We start from the raw sequence: 17152 nt of genomic DNA on the forward strand, positions 1-17152 counted from the left end.
GGCGCCCCTTCTCGCGTACGTGCCTCAGGCGGTGCGGCGCTGACGCAGCCAGAGCACCGGGCCGCTGACCAGGTAACCGACCACGATCAGGGCGAAGGTGAGCCGGATGTCGATCAGCGCGCCGATCACCGGGGCCAGCCACAGCCACGGCGGAAGCTTCACCAGCCGCGCGAGCTTCGCGTAGGGGAAGCTGGAGACCATGGCGAAGGCGAGCAGTGCCACGCCGGCGACCAGGACGATGCCCGGCACGGGCAGCCCGATGGCGACGGTCAGGGCGAGCACGGCGGCCGCCATGGTGGTGGGCACGCCGCAGAAGAACCTGCCGTCCTTCGGCGAGACGTTGAACCGGGCGAGCCGGATCGCCGCGCACGCCGCCACGAGGGCGCAGGCCACCGCGGCGGCCGGTGTGGAGACCGAGCCGGCCAGCGAGGCGTAGACCACCACCGGGGCGGCGAGGCCGAACGAGCACATGTCGGCCAGCGAGTCCATCTGCGCGCCGAACGGGCTGGCCACGCCGAACTTGCGGGCGAGCGCGCCGTCGAGGCCGTCGAAGACGACGCAGGCGATCAGGCAGAGCGCGGCGACACGCACCTCGCCCTGCATGGCCAGGAAGATGGCCAGCATGCCGAGCATCAGGCTGCTGAGCGTGCAGGCGTTGACCACCGCGAACTTCATCCGGCGGGCGAGTGTGCGCTCGCCGGGAAGCAGCGGGATCGACATCGCCGGCTCGTCGACCGGTGTCGTGGGGCCGAGGGCGGGGCTGACCGGGACGATCGAGGCGACCTCGGCGCGCTCGACCCGGGGCAGCCCGTAGCGGCGGCGCGGCCGGTCGGCGTAGCGGTGCTCGGGCATCGAAAGGTCGCTGCCTCCGTGCAGGTCACCGTCGCGGCGCCCCACCCGGACCAGCAGCACCTGCCGGGCGAGCGAACTGCTGCGGCGCAACGGGCCCGCCCAGCGACGCCCTGCGGGACGCGGACTGTCAGTGGTACGACGCCGGCGCCATGGGGCTCTCGGCACGTTTCCTCCATCACCGGATCGGCTGACCGCCGCGAGGGCGGGTGTCCGGCTGTCTCGTGCCGGACCTTTCTGGCCCGGCAGCCGTTTTGCGGAGTACACCATCGCATAGGGGAACGGGGGTTGGCGATAGCTGCCGGCGGTACTTATATCTGGTCCAACCGCGCGAACCGCTCTCTTATTCCCATCCCGGGCTCCATCGCCCGTTTCCTCCACCAACCCCACATCGAATGTACCGGACCCCGTCTCCGCCGGCTCGGTGAGCGGGCGCCGGGGACACCGATGTCCGGTTACGGACGATCGTCGGCGGGGCCCCGGCCAGCGTCAAAGCGGCGCTCTACGGACGATCGTCGGCGGCGGCCCCGGCCAGCGCCACGGCGGCGATCTCGGTGAGCGGCAGGCCGGCGAGCTGCCCGGGCGTGAACCAGCCGGCGCGGGCGGTGGAGCCGCCGGCGAGCTCGGTCACCCGCGGCTCGGTGGGCGCGTCCACCGCCACCCGGTAGACCACCCGGATGCCGTGCCAGTCGAGCGGGCGCCCCTCCGGGCCCAACGCGGCCGGGTTGTGCAGGTTGTCGACGCCGATCAGCTCGACCACCCGACCGAGCTGGCCGGCCTCCTCGACCAGCTCGCGCAGCAGCGCGGCGACCGGCTGCTCGCCGTGGTCGGTCCCGCCGCCGGGCAGGTGCCACCGGCCGGCGCCCGGATAGCCGTCGGCGATCATGGTGAGCAGCACCCGGCCGGCGGGGTCGGTGACCAGGCCGTACGCCCCGAAGCGCTGCCTCCGGTCGGCCGGGGGCGCGGTGGCCGGCTCCGCCGCCGGCGAGCGGGGCAGATCCGGCGGCAGCGGCGACACGGGCAGGCCGAGCAGCTCGGCGGTGAACGGCATCAGCGGCAACGTGGCCGCCTCGGCGGTCGTGAACCAGGCCACCTCGTCGCTGCCGCCGGCGGGCTCCGGCCGCAGTTCGCCGCCCCGCGCGGCGACGTCGAAGACCAGGCGGTCGGTGTGCACCGCGACGTTGGCGTCACGGAAGGTCGTCACGTCGGCGAGCACGGCCCGCAGCCCGGTGACCTCCACCGTGAGGCCGGTCTCCTCGGCGAACTCGCGGACCACCGCGTGCGCCGGGTGCTCGGCGTGCTCGAGCCCGCCCCCGGGGAGCTGCCAGACGCCCGGGAACGGGCACGAGCCGGAGCCCCGGGCCAACAACACCCGCCCGGCCGAGCCCCGACACACCCCGTACGCACCGACCCGCCGCCATTGCTCCACCCGCCCGCACTCCCCCGCCCGCGCCGACCCGTTCCGTCGATCATGAGGTTAGCCGCAGCGGATCCGGCGTGTCGCCCGGTCAACCTCGTGATCGACGAACAGGGAGGCCTCGGGGGCCGGGGTGGGTCAGGCCAGGCGGGCGGCCTGGACGGCTTCCGCCGTCACCTCGGTCAGCCGGTCGGTGGGGAGGGCGCCCAGCTCGTCGCGGGCGAACCAGCGGGCCTCGCAGGTGGAACCGCCGACGTCGGCGACGGTGGGCGGGGCCGGCTTGTCGACCACGACCCGGTAGAAGGCGCGCACGCCGTGCCAGTCGATCGGATAGCCCTCCGGGCCGAGGGAGGCGGCGTCGCGGTGGCTGGCCACGCCGAGCAGCTCGACGAGGCGGCCGTTCTGCCCGGTCTCCTCTACCAGTTCCCGGATCAGGGCGGCGCCGGGCTGCTCGCCGTAGTCGGTGCCGCCGCCGGGCAGGTGCCAGCAGCCCGCGCCCGGATAGCCGTCGGAGACGCGGGTGAGCAGCACCCGCCCGTCCGGGTCGGTCACCACCGCGTACGCGGCGAAGCGCTGGGCCCGGTGCAGCCCGTCGGGGCCGGGCACGGCGTAGAAGGAGGGGAACTCCGGCGCCTCGTCCGGAACGATGTCGGCGGACGAGGCGGGCAGGCCCAGGGCCCGCGCGGTGAACGACCGCAGCGGCAGCTCGCGGGCCTCCTCCGGGGTGAACCAGCGGGCCAGGTCGGTCGGCCGGTCGACCCGGTCGGCGAGCGTCCCGCCCCGCACCGAGACCTGGAAGATCAGGCGGTCGGTGTGGATGGTGATGCCCCGCTCCGGCAGCGCCCGCATGTCGGCGAGCACGTCGTGCAGGCCGGCGACGGAGACGGAGAGGCCGGTCTCGGCGGCGGTCTCCCGGACGACGGTGTGGTGCGGGTCCTCACCGTGGTCGACCGCCCCGCCGGGCAGCGACCACGTGCCGGGGGTGCCGGAGCGCTCCGATGCGCGGACCAGCAACACCCGGCCGACTGAATCAGCACAAACTGCGTATGCCGCGATCCTGCGGAGCGGCTCCAGCATGGTGGTCACGGGGCCAAATTCTCCCCGGCCCGGGTTACCTCCATCGAAAAGAGTCAGATTCCTGACTGAAAGCTCGCGCCTCAGGGGCAGGTCAGGGTAGGGATCCGGGCGGTCACCGAGGCCGGCCGGCCGACCGGCGCGGACCGTGGAGGCATGACCCACACCACCCCTCCCCGGCCCCCGTACAAGCAGCTCCGTCGCCCCGTGACGGACCGGATGATCGCCGGGGTCGCCAGCGGCCTCGGCCGGTACTTCGCCGTCGACCCCACCCTGGTCCGGGTGGTCTTCGCGGTCTCCGGCCTGCTCACCGGCGGGCTCGCGTTGCTCGCGTACCCGATCATGTGGTTCCTGATGCCCGAGGAGCCGGCCGACGCGCCCGCCTGGCCGCACCCGGCGCAGGCCGCGCCGCCCACGGTGGCACAGCCGACCGTGGCACAGCCCACGCCGCCGACCTACCCGCCGGCGGCGTGAGGCGGGATCACTCCCACTCGATGGTGCCCGGCGGCTTGCTCGTCACGTCCAGCACGACGCGGTTGACCTCGGCGACCTCGTTGGTGATCCGGGTGGAGATCCGCGCCACCACCTCGTAGGGCAGCCGGGACCAGTCGGCGGTCATCGCGTCCTCGCTGGAGACCGGCCGCAGCACCACGGGATGCCCGTAGCTGCGGCCGTCGCCCTGCACCCCGACGCTGCGCACGTCGGCCAGGAGCACCACCGGGAACTGCCAGACGCCCCGGTCCAGGCCGGCGGCGGTGAGCTCCTCCCGGGCGATCAGGTCGGCCTGGCGGAGCAGGTCGAGCCGCTCCCGGTCGACCGCGCCGATGATCCGGATGGCCAGGCCGGGACCCGGGAACGGGTGCCGCCACACCATCGCCTCCGGCAGGCCCAGCTCCAGGCCGAGCGCCCGGACCTCGTCCTTGAACAGCGTGCGCAGCGGTTCGACCAGCGCGAACTTCAGGTCCTCGGGCAGGCCGCCGACGTTGTGGTGGCTCTTGATGTTGGCGGTGCCGGTGCCGCCGCCGGACTCCACCACGTCCGGGTAGAGGGTGCCCTGGACGAGGAACTCGACGTCGCCGTGGGCGGCGATCTCCCGCGCCGCGGCCTCGAAGACCCGGATGAACTCCCGGCCGATGATCTTGCGCTTCTGCTCCGGGTCGGTCACCCCGGCCAGGGCGCCGAGGAAGCGCTCCTGCGCGTCGACCACCTTGAGCTTGATGCCCGTGGCAGCGACGTAGTCCTTCTCCACCTGCTCGGCCTCGCCGGCGCGCAGCAGGCCGTGGTCGACGAAGACGCAGGTCAACTGGTCGCCGACGGCCTTGTGCACCAGCGCGGCGGCGACGGCCGAGTCGACCCCGCCGCTGAGGCCGCAGATGACCTCCTTGTCGCCGACCTGCTCGCGGATCCGGGCGACCTGCTCGTCGATGATGTTCTCGGGCGTCCAGGTCGGCTCGATGCCGGCGATGTCGTGCAGGAAGCGGCGCAGCATCTCCTGGCCGTGCGCGGTGTGCCCGACCTCCGGGTGGAACTGCACGCCGGCCCGGCGGCCGGCCACGTCCTCGAACGCGGCGACCGGCGCGCCCGCCGACTCGGCGGTCACCGTGAAGCCCGCCGGGGCCTCGGTCACGCAGTCGCCGTGGCTCATCCAGACCGGCAGGTCGTCCGGCAGTTCGCGCAGCAGCACCCCGGCCTCCGGGCGGGCGCGCAGGGGGGTGCCGCCGTACTCGCGGTTGCCGGTGCGGGCCACCGTGCCGCCGAGCGCCTGGGCCATCGCCTGGAAGCCGTAGCAGATGCCGAAGACCGGCACCCCGGACTCGAACATGCCGGCGTCGATCTGCGGGGCGCCCGGCGCGTAGACGCTGGACGGGCCGCCGGAGAGGATGATCGCGGCCGGGTCCTTCGCCAGCATCTCGGCGACCGGCATCGAGTGCGGCACGATCTCCGAATAGACCTTGGCCTCACGCACCCGACGCGCGATGAGCTGGGCGTACTGGGCTCCGAAGTCCACCACGAGGACGGGGCGAGGCGTGCTCATGGCAGCAAATCCTACCGACGCCGCCGCCGGGCCCCCCGCCGGTCCGCCAGAGTGCGGGCGATCCGCCACGCCAACACCCGGCAGCGGGAGCCATTGGGCATGTATGCGGCTTTTGACCCGTATACGGTGGGGGAGTCGGCCGAGGAGTCAGCATGACCGAGTGGTGGCTGTGGATGTACGTCGCCGCCATGGCGGGCGGGGTCGTGTTGTTCACCCGGTGGCGCGCGAACCCGCGGGGCGTCCCGCTCAGCGAGTACCGGGTGGCGATCGCCATCCCGCTCTGGTCCGGCTGCTGGTACCTGGTCATGGCGCTGGGCGGCGGCCGGACGGAGGTGGCCGGCCACACGCTCTACTGGGCGCGGTACGTCGACTGGGTGGTCACCGCCCCCCTGTTGCTGGTGGCCCTGATGCTGACTGCGACGCACTCCCTGCCCGGGCGTTGCTGGCGGCTAATGGGCGTCCTCGCGGGGGCGAACGTGGTGGTGATCCTCAGCGGCCTGCTCGCCGACCTCGCGGCCGACACCACGCTCCGCTACACCCTGTACGCGATCGGCGTGCTGGCCCTCCTCGCGGTCTACGGCCTGATCTGGGGACCGCTGCGCGCCCACGCGCACGGCCAGCCGGAACGGATCGCGGCCGTGTACACGGAGGCCGCCCTGCTGCTCAGCGCGCTCTGGGCGGGCTATCCGCTGTTCTGGGTCCTCGGCCCGTCCGGTCTCGGCCTGCTCGGCTCCTCCACCACCAGCCTGCTCCTCGTCGTGCTCTCCATCCTGTCGAAGGTGGGCTGGAGCATCCTCGATCTCGGTCGGCTACGCGCCCTGTCCGCCCGTGGTGAGCTCACCGTCGTCTGACCCGGTCACCGGGGCCGGCCGTCCGGTGCCGGGGGCGGACGGCCGGGCACCCACCCGGCTCCGGCGGTCGCCGCCGCGCGTGACCGGCGCGGCGGCCGGGCCGCGGCAGCCGGACCGGCTGCTGCGGCGCGCCGGGACCGCCTCGCAGCTCGCGCTCGGCGGGCTGCTGGCGACGTCGCCGCTGATCGGCGCCGCCGGGCTGGGCGGCACGCCGGCCTTCCTGGTCGCGGGGCTGCTCCTCGGGCTCCCGCACGGCGCGGTCGACCATCTCGTGCCCGCCTGGCTGTCGGCGCGCGCCCGGCCGCTGTCGGCGCGCGTGGCGCTGCTGGTGGTCTACACCGCCGTGGCCGGTGCCGGGCTGGCGGCCTTCCGGGCCGCGCCGGGCCCGGCGCTGGTCGGGTTCCTCGTCGTGTCGGTCGTCCACTTCGGCACCGCCGACGTGGCGTTCCAGGCCGAGCGGGACCGCCGGCCGGTCCGGGCGGGGGTGACGGCCGTGCTCGCGTACGGCGGGCCGCCGGTGGTCGTCCCGTTGGCGCTGTGGCGGGACCAGGTCGACCCGCTGCTGGCGGCGGTGGCCCCTCGGGCACCGGCGCTGCTCACCGTCGAGGTGCGGGCGCTGGCGCTGGCCGCCGTGCTGTGCGCGGTCGCGGTCACCGCGATCCGGGACGTCCGCGCCGGTCGCGCCCGCGACGCCGTCGAACCCGTCCTCCTCGCCGGGCTGTTCGGCACGGTGCCGCCGGCCCTGGCCGTGGGGGTGTACTTCGCGGCCTGGCACTCGTGCCGCCACGTCGCCCGGTTGCTGCGGCACGACCCGCGCAACACGGCCGACCTGGCGGCCGGGCGGGTCGCACCGCCGCTGCGCCGCTTCGCCCGGCAGGCGGCGGCTCCCACGGTGACGGCCGTCGCCGCCCTGGTCGCCCTGGTCGCCTGGCCCGGCCACGGAGCGGACCCGCTGCCCGCGACGTTCGCCGTGCTGGCCGCGCTGACCCTCCCGCACGCGGTGCTGGTCGCCTGGACGGACCGACGCGGGCCCGGGCCCGGACGCCGGGCGGACTGACCCCACGGGCCACGCACGCCGGACCGGCTGACCCCGCCGGGCCCTGGTCACATCCGCAGGGCGCCGGGGGCGTCGGCCGGCACCGCCGGGAGGCGCGGGGGCACCGGCTCCAGCCGGCGGTACGGCTCGCCGAGCGGCGGCCTCGGGTCCTCGTCGCCCTTGTTGGGCCAGAAGGACATCGCGCGTTCCGCCTGGGCGGTGATGGTCAGCGACGGGTTCACCCCGAGGTTCGCCGAGACCGCCGCGCCGTCGACCACGTGCAGCCCCGGGTGGCCGAAGACCCGGTGCCACGGGTCGATCACACCGTCGGCCGGGGTGGCGCCGATCACCGCCCCGCCGAGGATGTGCGCGGTCATCGGGATGTCGAACGGTTCGGTCAGCGCGCCGCCGGGCGTACCGCCGATCTCCTCGGCCAGCAGGCGGGCCGCCTGGTTGCCGGCCGGGATCCAGGTCGGGTTGGGCGTGCCGTGCCCCGGCCCGGAGACCAGGCGCCGGCCGAACGGGCCGCGCCGCAGCCGGGTGGTCAGCGAGTTGTCCGCCGACTGCATGACCAGGGCGATCACCGTCCGCTCCGACCAGCCGCGCACCGACAGCAGCCGGGCCGCCGTGCCGGGCTGGCGCAGCAGGGTCTCCAGCCAGCGGCGGATCCGGTGCGGCCCGCCGTCGACCAGCAGCGACTGGAGCAGCCCCATCGCGTTCGAGCCCCGGCCGTAGCGGACCGGCTCGACGTGGGTCTGCGGGTCGGGGTGGAACGAGCTGGTGATCGCCACCCCCTCGGTGAAGTCGAGCCCGTCCGCGCGGGCCCGCCGGCGGGGCACTGCGGCGCCCAGGATGGCCTCGGAGTTGGTCCGGGTCAGCTCGCCGAGGCGGGGCGAGAGCGCGGGCAGCGCCCCCTCCGCCTTCATCGTGTGCAGCAGCCGCTGGGTGCCGAGCGCGCCGGCCGCGAAGACCACCTGGTCGGCGTGGAACACCTGCCGCCGCGCGCGCAGCCAGGCCCCGGTGCGCACGGTGTGCACCGCGTACCCGCCGTCGGTGGGGCGGACCGCGGTGACCGTGGTCAGCGGGTGCACCCGCGCGCCGAGCCGCTCGGCCAGCCAGAGGTAGTTCTTGACCAGCGTGTTCTTCGCGCCGTGCCGGCAGCCGGTCATGCACGCGCCGCAGTGCGTGCAGCCGGTGCGCTCCGGCCCCGCGCCGCCGAAGTACGGGTCGGCGGCCCGCTGGCCGGGGCGGCCGATGAACACGCCGACCGGGGTGGCGTGGTGGGTGTGGCCCACCCCCATCCGGTCGGCCACCGCCCGCATCGCCCGGTCCGCGCGGGTGACGCGCGGGTACGTGGTCGCGCCGAGCATCCGCTTCGCCTGGTCGTAGTGGCGGGCCAGCTCGTCGCGCCAGTCGGTGACGTCGCGCCACTGCGGGTCGGTGTAGAAGGCGTCCAGCGGCTCGTAGAGGGTGTTGGCGTAGACCAGCGAACCGCCGCCGACCCCCGCGCCGGAGAGCACCAGCACCCCGCCGCCGGCCTTCCGGTCGGCCGGGCGCAGCAGGGTGAGCCGCTGGAGGCCGTAGCAGCCGAGGCGGGGCGCCCACAGGAACCGCCGCAGCCGCCAGGAGGTCTGCGGAAACTCGTCGTCGGCGAAGCGCCGCCCGGCCTCCAGCACCCCGACCGAATAGCCCTTCTCGGCCAACCGGAGCGCGGTGACGCTGCCGCCGAAGCCGGACCCGATGACGAGCACGTCGTACCGCATGACCGCATCATTACCGCTCGGTAGCCATCGCGCCAGCGCCCGATTTTGCGGGATCATGCTCCGGTCCGCGATCCGGAGGCGCCCGCCCGCAACTCGGCGCCCCCGTCGGGGCGTTGTCATCACGGGGGTGTCGCATGACTCAGCGGACAGGGGCGCCACGCCCACGACGGGTGCTGGGGCTGGCCGCCCTCGCGGCCGTGATCCTGGTGGCCGCGGGCGCCCTGGTGGTCACCCGGCTCGTCGGCGACGACGGGCCGCCGCGCGGGGTCGGGCCGACGGGCGCCACCGGCACGCCGCAGGCGAGCCCCACCCCGAGTCCGAGCCCGACCGCGCCGCCGGGCGCCGGCATCACCGGCCCGCTCAACCTCCTGCTCGTCGGGGTGGACACCCGGGTCAGCGTGCCGGGCTGGGAGCCGCACGGCGACGCCGTGCTGGTGCTGCACGTGCCGAAGGGCCTCGACCGGGCGTACCTCTTCTCCCTCCCCCGCGACCTGCTGGTCGACGTCCCGGCCTTCCCGAAGGCCGGCTACCGCGGCGCGAAGACCAAGCTCACCCACGCGATGAGCTACGGCAGCCGGGTGCCCGGCAAGCCCAAGCAGCCGAGCACCGCCCAGGGGTACGAGCTGCTGCGCAGCACGGTCAGCGGCTACACCGGGCTGCGCTTCGACGCCGGCGCGGTGCTCACCTTCAACGGCTTCGACCGGCTGGTCGACTCCCTCGGCGGCGTGGACCTCTACGTCGACCAGCGGGTGGTCTCGCTGCACCGCCGCCCCGACGGCCGGCACCGGGAGCCCGCGCCGGGCGGCGGGGGCTACGTCGGGCCGCAGATGGTGTACGAGAAGGGCGAGCGGCACCTCACCGGCTGGCAGGCGCTGGACTACGCGCGGCAGCGCTACATCACCGGCGGCGGCTACGCCCGGCAGCGCCACCAGCAGCAGCTGATCAAGGCGCTGGCCACGAAGATCCTCGACGAGGACCTGGCCCGGCAGCCGGAGCGCGTCCAGCAGGTGGTCGACGCACTCGGCGACACCCTGGTCTACGCGGGCGGGCCGCGCGTCGTGGACGTCGCGTATGCCCTCGGCGGGCTCACGCCGGAGAAGTTCGTGCTGGTCGACCTGCCCGGCGCGGGCGTCGGCCGGGGCAGCGCCTACCGGGGCGAGCAACTCACGCCGGCCGGCCGGAAGTTCCTCACCGAGCTGCGCGCGGGCCGGGCGGACGCCTACCTCGCCGCCAACCCGAAGCTGCGCCTCACGCGCTGAGCGCCATCGGCGGCACCGCACCGAGCGCCGTCGGCGGTGCCGGAAGGGGCGGGGCGTTGAGCGCCGTCACAGGCGCTCGGGGCGGGCGGGGCGCTCCGTGCCGTACAGCCACGCCTCGAGGAGGTCGTCGAGCTGCGCACCCGAGACCCGCTCGGCCAGCGCGACGAACTCGGCCGTAGTCGCGTTCCCGTCGCGCTTCTGCGCCGCCCAGGTCTTCAGGATCTCGAAGAAGACCCTGTCGCCGACGGCCACCCGCAGCGCGTGCACGGTCATCCCGCCGCGCTGGTAGACCGACTCGCTGAACAGGTTCGCCGCCCCCGGCTCGCCCGGCGGCGTCCGCCACACCTGGCCGGACGAGCCGGCGTACCGGGCGTCGAACTCCTGCTGGGCGGTGCGCCCGCCGTCGTGCTCGGCCCAGAGCCACTCGGCGTACGTGGCCAGGCCCTCGTTGAGCCAGATGTCCTGCCACTTCGCCAGCGACACGCTGTTGCCGAACCACTGGTGCGCCAGCTCGTGGGCGACCACGCCGGTGTTCTCGCCGCCGGAGAAGAAGCTCGCGGAGTAGACCGGGCGGCTCTGCGTCTCCAGGGCGTACCGGATGCGGGCGTCGGAGATCACCACGCCGCCGTACGCCCCGAACGGGTACGGCCCGAACACGCTCTCCAGGTAGTCGGCCACCTCGACCGTGTCGGCGATCGACCGGTCCGCCGCGCCCTCGGGCAGGTCGGCGGTGACCGCGTGGAACACCGGCCGCCCCTTGTGCTCGCCCTCGGTGATCCGGAACCTCCCGACGACCACCATGCTCAGGTAGCTCGCCATCGGGCTGCGCTCGGCCCACTTCCAGGTGGTCCAGTCGCCGGCCGTGCTCTTCCCCGCCGGCACCCCGTTGCTGACCGCCGTCAGTCCCTTCGGCACGGTGATCTCGAAGTCGTAGGCGGCCTTGTCCGAGGGGTGGTCGTTGACCGGGAACCACGTGCTCGCCGACTCGGGCTGGCCGAGCGCGATCGCCCCCTCGTCGGTGTGCAGGAAGCCCCCGAGGCCGAGGGCCTCGTTGCGCAGCGGCTCCGGCTCGCCCTCGTACGCGATCTCGGCGACGAAGCCGTTGCCGGCGATCAGGCCGCGGGCCGGCGTGACCACCAGTTCGTCGCCCTTGCGGCCGTGCTTCGCCGGGGCCCCGTCCACCGTCACGGACCGCACGGTCAGCCCGGCCAGGTCCAGGTTGAACGCGGACAGGTCGCTGGTCGCCGCCGCCTGCACGGTGGTGGTCCCGGTGAGCCGGTCCTCCGCCGGGTCGTACCGCACCTTCACGGTGTAGCGGCTGACGTCGTACCCGCCGTTGCCGTAGGTCGGGAAGTACTCGTCGCCGGCGCCGGCCGCACCCGCCTTGAACTGGCGCGGCCCGCCGGGCGAGGCGGCGGCCGGGGTCGGGGCCGGGGCCGGCTCGTCGGCCGACCCGCATCCGGCCAGCCCGAGCGTCCCGGCCAGCAGCAGGCCGGTGCCCGCGCACAGCGTCCGCCGCGACAGCGTCATCGCCTCGTCCCCTCCCTGCGCCACCGGCTGCCCCACCGGCGACCGTGGTGGACCACTCGCGCCCGGCCGGTGCCGCTCGCCCGGGCGCACGGATGGCGACGGGGCGGGCGGGCGGTGCGGCGCCGCGTCCGGCCGCAGCCTACCGAGCGCCGACGGAAGCCGCGTCAGGGCAGTGCGGGGGCGGTCCCGCCGGCGAGCCAGGCGTCGAAGAACGGGCGCAGCGGCTTCCCGGCGACCCGCTCGGCCAGCGCGATCAGGTCGTCGGTGGTGGCGTTGCCGCCGCGCCGCTCGGCGGTCCAGGTCCGCAGGATGCGGAAGAAGGCGTCGTCGCCGACCGTGCGGCGCAGCGCGTGCACGGCGAGCGCGCCGCGCTTGTAGACGGCCGACCCGAACAACCCGGACCGTCCGGGGTCGACGGACGGCCGGGACCAGTCGGTGGCCGCGTACTCCAGCTCGAAGTTGCGCTGCGCGGTGCGACCGCCGTCGTGCTCCTCCCACAGCCACTCCGCGTAGCTGGCGAAGCCCTCGTTGAGCCAGATGTCGCTCCACCGACTGAGCGCCACGCTGTTGCCGAACCACTGGTGGGCCAGTTCGTGCGCGACCACGCCCAGGTTGGGCCGCCCGCCGCGGAAGAAGCCCGGCCCGTAGACCGGTCGGGACTGGGTCTCCAGCGCGTAGCCGATCCGGCCGTCGGTGACCACCACGCCGCCGTAGGAGTCGAACGGGTACGGCCCGAACCGGCTGGCCAGGAAGTCGGCGATCTCGCCGGTGCGGGCCAGCGAGGCGGCCTCCGGCCCGGTCGCCGGGAGGCTCGCCGGCACCGCCGTGACCATCGGCCTGCCGGCGTGCGTGCCGCTGTGCACCCGGTAGTCGCCGATCACCAGGGTGGTCAGGTAGCTGGCCATCGGCGCCCGCTCGGCCCAGCGCCAGGTGGTCCAGCCGTCGGCGCTGGACCTCTCCCCCGGCACCCCGTTGCTCAGCGCGGCCAGCCCCTGCGGGACGGTCACCTCGATGTCGTACGTGGCCTTGTCGGACGGGTGGTCGTTGACCGGGAACCAGGTGGCCGCCGACCAGGGCTGGCCCAGCGCGATCGCGCCGTCGTCGGTGTGCAGGAAGCCGCCGCTGCCGAGTTGCCCGTCGGCTCTCGCCGCCGGCACGCCGGAGTAGTCCACCTCGACGGTGAACCGGGCGCCCCGGGACAGGCCGTCGCGCGGGGTGACCACCAGCTCGTCGCCGTCGCGGGCGGACCCGGCCGGCCGGCCGTCGACGGCCACCCGCGACACGTCCAGCCCGGCGAGGTCCAGGTTGAACCGGGACAGCCCGGTGGTCGCGGTGGCCGTGAGCGCGGCCCGCCCGGCGAGCCGGTCGGTCGCCGGGTCGTAGCGGACGGTGAGCCGGTAGCCCGCGACGTCGTAGCCACCGTTGCCGGCCCCCGGGACGTACGGGTCGGCGAGGTCGGGCGCCCCCGGCCGGAAGTCGCCCCGCTCGTCGCCGTCGGTGCAGGCCGCGAACGCCAGGGCCGCGACGACGGCGACGGCGAGCGCGGGGCGGAACCGACGGTGGGTACGACGCACCGGCCGAGCCTATCGGCGCGGCCGGTGCGGGTGGTGCCGCTTGCGCAGGTCAGCGGTCGAGGACCAGGCCGACCTTCTGGAACTCCTTGAGGTCGCGGTAGCCGCACTTGGCCATCGCGCGGCGCAGCCCGCCGAAGAGGTTGAGCTGGCCGTCCGGCTCGTCGGCCGGGCCGAAGAGCAGCTGCTCCATCGAGCCGAGCGGCTCGCCGGCGGTCTCGAACGCGCCCCGTGGCAGCGACGGGTGGCTGGCGGCGGAGTGCCACCAGGCGCCGCCGGCCGGCGCCTCCGCGCAGAGCGACAGCGGCTCGCCGAGCATCACCGCGTCCGCGCCGCAGCCGAGGGCCTTGGCGATGTCGCCTGAGGTCTGGATGTCGCCGTCGGCGATCAGGTGCACGTAGCGGCCGCCGGTCTCGTCGAGGTAGTCCCGGCGGGCCGCCGCCGCGTCGGCGATCGCGGTCGCCATCGGCACCCGGATGCCCAGCACCGACTCGGTCGTGGACCACTCGTCGCCGCCGATGCCGACGATCACGCCCGCCGCGCCCGTACGCATCAGGTGCAGCGCGGTCTTGTAGTCGGTGCAGCCGCCGACGACGACCGGCAGGTCCAGGTCGGCGATGAACTCCTTGAGGTTGAGCGGCTCGTCGGTGGTCGAGACGTGCTCGGCGGAGACGATGGTGCCCTGGATGACCAGGATGTCCACGCCGGCGTCGAGGATCACCGGGGCCAGCGCCAGGGTGTGCTGCGGGGAGACCCGCACCGCCACCGTGCCGCCGCCGGCGCGCAGCTCGCGGACCCGCTCGGCGATCAGGTCGGGGCGGATCGGCTCCGCGTACACCTCCTGGAGCCGCTTGGTGGTGCGGGCGTCCTCGTCGAGCCCGGACAGCTCCTCCAGGATCTTGGTCGGGTTCTCGTAGCGCGTCCACAGGCCCTCGACGTTGAGCACGCCGAGACCGCCCAGCTGGCCGAGCCGGACGGCGGAGGCCGGGCTCATCGTCGCGTCCGAGGGGTGCCCGACGCAGGGGATGCCGAACTGGTAGGCGTCGAGCTGCCAGGTGGTGGAGACGTCGTCGACGTCCCGGGTCCGGCGGCTCGGCACGATGGCGATGTCGTCCAGGTGGTAGCCGCGCTGCGCGGTCTTGCCCAGCCCGATCTCGACCACGTCACGCATGGGGACTCCAGTTGTCGCAGGGGGATGGTCAGCGGGAGTGGTAGTTGGGCGCCTCGACCGTCATCTGGATGTCGTGCGGGTGGCTCTCCTTGAGCCCGGCCGCCGTGATCCGGATGAGCTGACCGCGGCGGTGCAGCTCGGGGATGCTCTCCGCGCCGACGTACCCCATCGCCGCGCGCAGCCCACCGGTGAGCTGGTGGGCGACCGCGGACAGCGGGCCCCGGTAGGGCACCTGGCCCTCCACGCCCTCGGGGACCAGCTTGTCCTCGGCCAGCACGTCCTGCTGGAAGTAGCGGTCCTTGGAGTAGGACTTGCCCTGGCCCCGGGACTGCATCGCGCCGAGCGACCCCATGCCCCGGTAGGCCTTGTACTGCTTGCCGTTGATGAAGATCAGCTCGCCGGGGCTCTCCTCGCAGCCGGCCAGCAGGCTGCCCAGCATCACCGTGTCGGCGCCCGCGACGAGCGCCTTGGCGATGTCGCCCGAGTACTGGATGCCACCGTCGCCGATCACCGGGACGCCGGCCGGCCGCGCGGCGCGCGCGGCCTCCATGATCGCGGTGATCTGCGGTACGCCCACCCCGGCGACGATCCGGGTGGTGCAGATCGCGCCCGGGCCGACGCCGACCTTCACGCCGTCGGCGCCCGCCTCGACCAGCGCCCTGGCGCCGGCGTAGGTGGCGACGTTGCCGCCGACGATGTCGATCGTCACGTCCTTCTTGAGCTGGCGGACCATGTCCAGCACGGCCCGCTGGTGGCCGTGCGCGGTGTCCACGATCAGCACGTCGACGCCCGCGTCGACCAGCGCCCGGGCCCGCTTGTAGGCGTCGTCGCCGACCCCGACGGCGGCGGCGACCCGCAGCCGGCCGGCGTCGTCCTTGGTGGCGTTCGGGTACTGCTCGCTCTTGGTGAAGTCCTTGACCGTGATCAGCCCGCGCAGCCGGCCCGAGTCGTCGACGATCGGCAGCTTCTCGACCTTGTGCCGGCGCAGCAGGTCGAGGGCGTCGTCCTTGCTCACCCCGACCGGGGCGGTGACCAGCGGGGTGCGGGTCATGATCTGGTGGACCGGGGTGGCCGGGTCGGAGACGAACCGCATGTCGCGGTTGGTGACGATGCCGACCAGCTGGCCCTCGCGGTCCACGACGGGCACGCCGGAGATGCGGTAGCGCCCGCAGAGGGCGTCGACGTCCCGCAGGGTGTCGTCGGGGCTGGCGGTCACCGGGTTGGTGATCATGCCGGACTCGGAGCGCTTCACCAGGTCGACCTGGAGCGCCTGGTCCTCCAGCGAGAGGTTGCGGTGCAGCACGCCGATGCCGCCCTGGCGGGCCATGGCGATCGCCATCCGGGCCTCGGTCACCGTGTCCATCGCGCTGGAGAGCAGCGGGATCGACAGGTCGATGTTGCGGGTCAGCTTCGTCACGGTGTTGACCCGGCTGGGCACCACGTCCGACTCGCCCGGCTGGAGCAGCACGTCGTCGAAGGTCAACCCGAGCGGAACCACCCGGGCGGAGCCGGCGGGCAGCTCCGGCAGGTGGCCGCCCAGCTCGCCGCTGTCGGCGCCGGTCGGAAGATCGGTGCTGGGCGAAAATTCCACGATTGCTCCCCTGAGCTGCTCGGACGGGCTTCAGCGAGGTGGCGCGGGCGGGCACCGGCACACGCCGGGTGACGGGCGCGTCGTCCCATCGTACCCACCGACCTGGGCCACCCCCGGCCGGTGGCGGCCGATGGCGGCCCAGGTCACCGGTGGCCGGGGGCGGACGCGGCCCTGGCGTTGGGTCTACGGTGAGGGGGTGCACGACGAGCCCATCGACCCCTTCAACGGCGACCCGGCCGATCCGGCCGCCGGCCTGCACGATCCGGGCGACGACGCCCCGCTCGACCCGCTGACCGACGTCGAGCGACAGGACGTGCTGGAGGATCTCGCCGACCTGGAGATCTACCAGGCGCTGCTGGCACCGATCGGGGTGCGCGGGCTGGTCATCGAGTGCGAGGACTGCCGGGAGCCGCACTACTTCGACTGGGACCTGCTGCGGGGCAATCTGCGTCACCTGCTCAGCTCGGGCCGCCCCCGGGTGCACGAGCCGGCCTACGACCCCGATCCGGACCACTACGTCACCTGGGACTACGCCCGCGGCTACGCCGACGGGGTTCACGACACCCTGACCGAGGGCGCCGACGAGGAGCCCGAGCCCGAACGCTGAGCCGGGCCGGCGCCGCACCGGGTGCGGCTCGGGCCACCCCGCCGGCTCCGCGCGGCGGCAACGCCCCGGGTGCGGCTCGGGCCCACCCGCCGGTTCCGCGCGCCGGGGCCCGTCGGTGGGCCGCGTGCCGACGGGTGTGGCTCAGGCCACCAGGCCGGCGCGGAAGCCGGCCGCCACGGCGTGCGCGCGGTCCCGGGCGCCGAGCTTGCGGAACAGCCGCCGGGCGTGCGTCTTCACCGTGTCCTCCGAGACGAACAGCTCCCGGCCGATCTCGGCGTTGCTCTTGCCCTCCGCCATGCCCAGCAGCACCTGGAGCTCGCGTTCGGTCAGCCCGACCTGGGACCGGCCGCCGCGCGGGCCCGGCCCGCCCCGCCGCCCCGGGGGCGCGGCCTCCGCCG

At 74.6% G+C, this 17152-nt stretch carries 15 protein-coding genes; 5 read left to right on the forward strand and 10 right to left on the reverse strand.

Annotated features, from left to right (window positions below; translation table 11 throughout):
* Positions 1-24 precede the first annotated feature (24 nt).
* The 3 genes from AB0G13_RS19710 to AB0G13_RS19720 all read right to left on the reverse strand — a co-directional run bounded on the left by AB0G13_RS19710 (position 25) and on the right by AB0G13_RS19720 (position 3352).
* Positions 25-942, reverse strand: coding sequence for a CDP-alcohol phosphatidyltransferase family protein (locus AB0G13_RS19710; RefSeq protein ID WP_357876090.1), 918 nt, complete (start codon positions 940-942; stop codon positions 25-27).
* A 409-nt stretch (positions 943-1351) separates the two neighbouring features.
* On the reverse strand, positions 1352-2278 hold the full coding sequence (locus AB0G13_RS19715) for an NUDIX domain-containing protein (protein WP_357876092.1): 927 nt from the start codon (positions 2276-2278) through the stop codon (positions 1352-1354).
* 126 nt (positions 2279-2404) lie between these two features.
* The gene (locus AB0G13_RS19720; RefSeq protein WP_357876094.1) at positions 2405-3352 is read right to left on the reverse strand and encodes an NUDIX hydrolase; all 948 of its coding nucleotides are present in this window, start codon (positions 3350-3352) and stop codon (positions 2405-2407) included.
* A 144-nt stretch (positions 3353-3496) separates the two neighbouring features.
* Here AB0G13_RS19720 and AB0G13_RS19725 point away from each other — a divergent pair, with 144 nt between their 5' ends.
* The gene (locus AB0G13_RS19725) at positions 3497-3814 is read left to right on the forward strand and encodes a PspC domain-containing protein (protein ID WP_357876096.1); all 318 of its coding nucleotides are present in this window, start codon (positions 3497-3499) and stop codon (positions 3812-3814) included.
* Positions 3815-3821: 7 nt separating this feature from the next.
* Here AB0G13_RS19725 and guaA read toward each other — a convergent pair whose 3' ends face one another.
* A complete protein-coding gene (guaA, locus tag AB0G13_RS19730; RefSeq protein ID WP_357876098.1) occupies positions 3822-5375 on the reverse strand; it encodes a glutamine-hydrolyzing GMP synthase in 1554 nt (517 codons plus the stop codon).
* A 152-nt stretch (positions 5376-5527) separates the two neighbouring features.
* On the opposite strand from guaA, the gene AB0G13_RS19735 reads away from it, so the two are divergent.
* Both AB0G13_RS19735 and AB0G13_RS19740 read left to right on the forward strand, forming a co-directional pair.
* A complete protein-coding gene (locus AB0G13_RS19735; RefSeq protein ID WP_357876100.1) occupies positions 5528-6226 on the forward strand; it encodes a bacteriorhodopsin in 699 nt (232 codons plus the stop codon).
* A 79-nt stretch (positions 6227-6305) separates the two neighbouring features.
* On the forward strand, positions 6306-7283 hold the full coding sequence (locus tag AB0G13_RS19740) for a Brp/Blh family beta-carotene 15,15'-dioxygenase (RefSeq protein ID WP_357876102.1): 978 nt from the start codon (positions 6306-6308) through the stop codon (positions 7281-7283).
* A 47-nt stretch (positions 7284-7330) separates the two neighbouring features.
* On the opposite strand, the gene AB0G13_RS19745 is transcribed toward AB0G13_RS19740, so the two are convergent.
* Positions 7331-9025, reverse strand: coding sequence for a GMC family oxidoreductase (locus tag AB0G13_RS19745; protein ID WP_357876104.1), 1695 nt, complete (start codon positions 9023-9025; stop codon positions 7331-7333).
* Positions 9026-9159: 134 nt separating this feature from the next.
* Between AB0G13_RS19745 and AB0G13_RS19750 the strand changes: the two genes are divergently transcribed.
* Positions 9160-10284: an LCP family protein gene (locus tag AB0G13_RS19750; RefSeq protein ID WP_357876106.1), complete on the forward strand. Its 1125-nt coding sequence runs from the start codon at positions 9160-9162 to the stop codon at positions 10282-10284.
* 66 nt (positions 10285-10350) lie between these two features.
* Here AB0G13_RS19750 and AB0G13_RS19755 read toward each other — a convergent pair whose 3' ends face one another.
* The 4 genes from AB0G13_RS19755 to guaB all read right to left on the reverse strand — a co-directional run bounded on the left by AB0G13_RS19755 (position 10351) and on the right by guaB (position 16147).
* Entirely contained in the window at positions 10351-11814 is a 1464-nt protein-coding gene (locus AB0G13_RS19755; RefSeq protein ID WP_357876108.1) for a M1 family metallopeptidase, read from the reverse strand.
* A gap of 164 nt (positions 11815-11978) precedes the next feature.
* On the reverse strand, positions 11979-13388 hold the full coding sequence (locus AB0G13_RS19760) for a M1 family metallopeptidase (RefSeq protein WP_357876111.1): 1410 nt from the start codon (positions 13386-13388) through the stop codon (positions 11979-11981).
* A gap of 49 nt (positions 13389-13437) precedes the next feature.
* Entirely contained in the window at positions 13438-14556 is a 1119-nt protein-coding gene (locus AB0G13_RS19765) for a GuaB3 family IMP dehydrogenase-related protein (protein WP_357876113.1), read from the reverse strand.
* A gap of 28 nt (positions 14557-14584) precedes the next feature.
* Positions 14585-16147, reverse strand: coding sequence for an IMP dehydrogenase (guaB, locus tag AB0G13_RS19770; RefSeq protein ID WP_357876115.1), 1563 nt, complete (start codon positions 16145-16147; stop codon positions 14585-14587).
* Between the two features lie 196 nt (positions 16148-16343).
* Between guaB and AB0G13_RS19775 the strand changes: the two genes are divergently transcribed.
* Positions 16344-16754 (forward strand): DUF5319 domain-containing protein, encoded by a 411-nt coding sequence (locus AB0G13_RS19775; RefSeq protein WP_357876117.1) that lies wholly within the window; start codon positions 16344-16346, stop codon positions 16752-16754.
* A gap of 141 nt (positions 16755-16895) precedes the next feature.
* Here the strand turns inward: AB0G13_RS19775 and AB0G13_RS19780 are convergent.
* A partial coding sequence (locus AB0G13_RS19780; RefSeq protein ID WP_357876119.1) for a LuxR C-terminal-related transcriptional regulator occupies positions 16896-17152 on the reverse strand: 257 nt, incomplete at its 5' end.

This window comes from Micromonospora sp. NPDC023633 (genome assembly GCF_040640035.1).
Classification (GTDB): domain Bacteria; phylum Actinomycetota; class Actinomycetes; order Mycobacteriales; family Micromonosporaceae; genus Micromonospora.

Excerpts from the sequence above, each read along its gene's own strand:
- AB0G13_RS19745 (WP_357876104.1), bottom strand. The coding sequence starts at position 9,025 with ATGCGGTACGACGTGCTCGTCATCGGGTCCGGCTTCGGCGGCAGCGTC.
- AB0G13_RS19725 (WP_357876096.1), top strand. The coding sequence starts at position 3,497 with ATGACCCACACCACCCCTCCCCGGCCCCCGTACAAGCAGCTCCGTCGC.
- AB0G13_RS19765 (WP_357876113.1), bottom strand. The coding sequence starts at position 14,556 with ATGCGTGACGTGGTCGAGATCGGGCTGGGCAAGACCGCGCAGCGCGGC.
- guaA (WP_357876098.1), bottom strand. The coding sequence starts at position 5,375 with ATGAGCACGCCTCGCCCCGTCCTCGTGGTGGACTTCGGAGCCCAGTAC.
- AB0G13_RS19735 (WP_357876100.1), top strand. The coding sequence starts at position 5,528 with ATGACCGAGTGGTGGCTGTGGATGTACGTCGCCGCCATGGCGGGCGGG.
- AB0G13_RS19750 (WP_357876106.1), top strand. The coding sequence starts at position 9,160 with ATGACTCAGCGGACAGGGGCGCCACGCCCACGACGGGTGCTGGGGCTG.
- AB0G13_RS19755 (WP_357876108.1), bottom strand. The coding sequence starts at position 11,814 with ATGACGCTGTCGCGGCGGACGCTGTGCGCGGGCACCGGCCTGCTGCTG.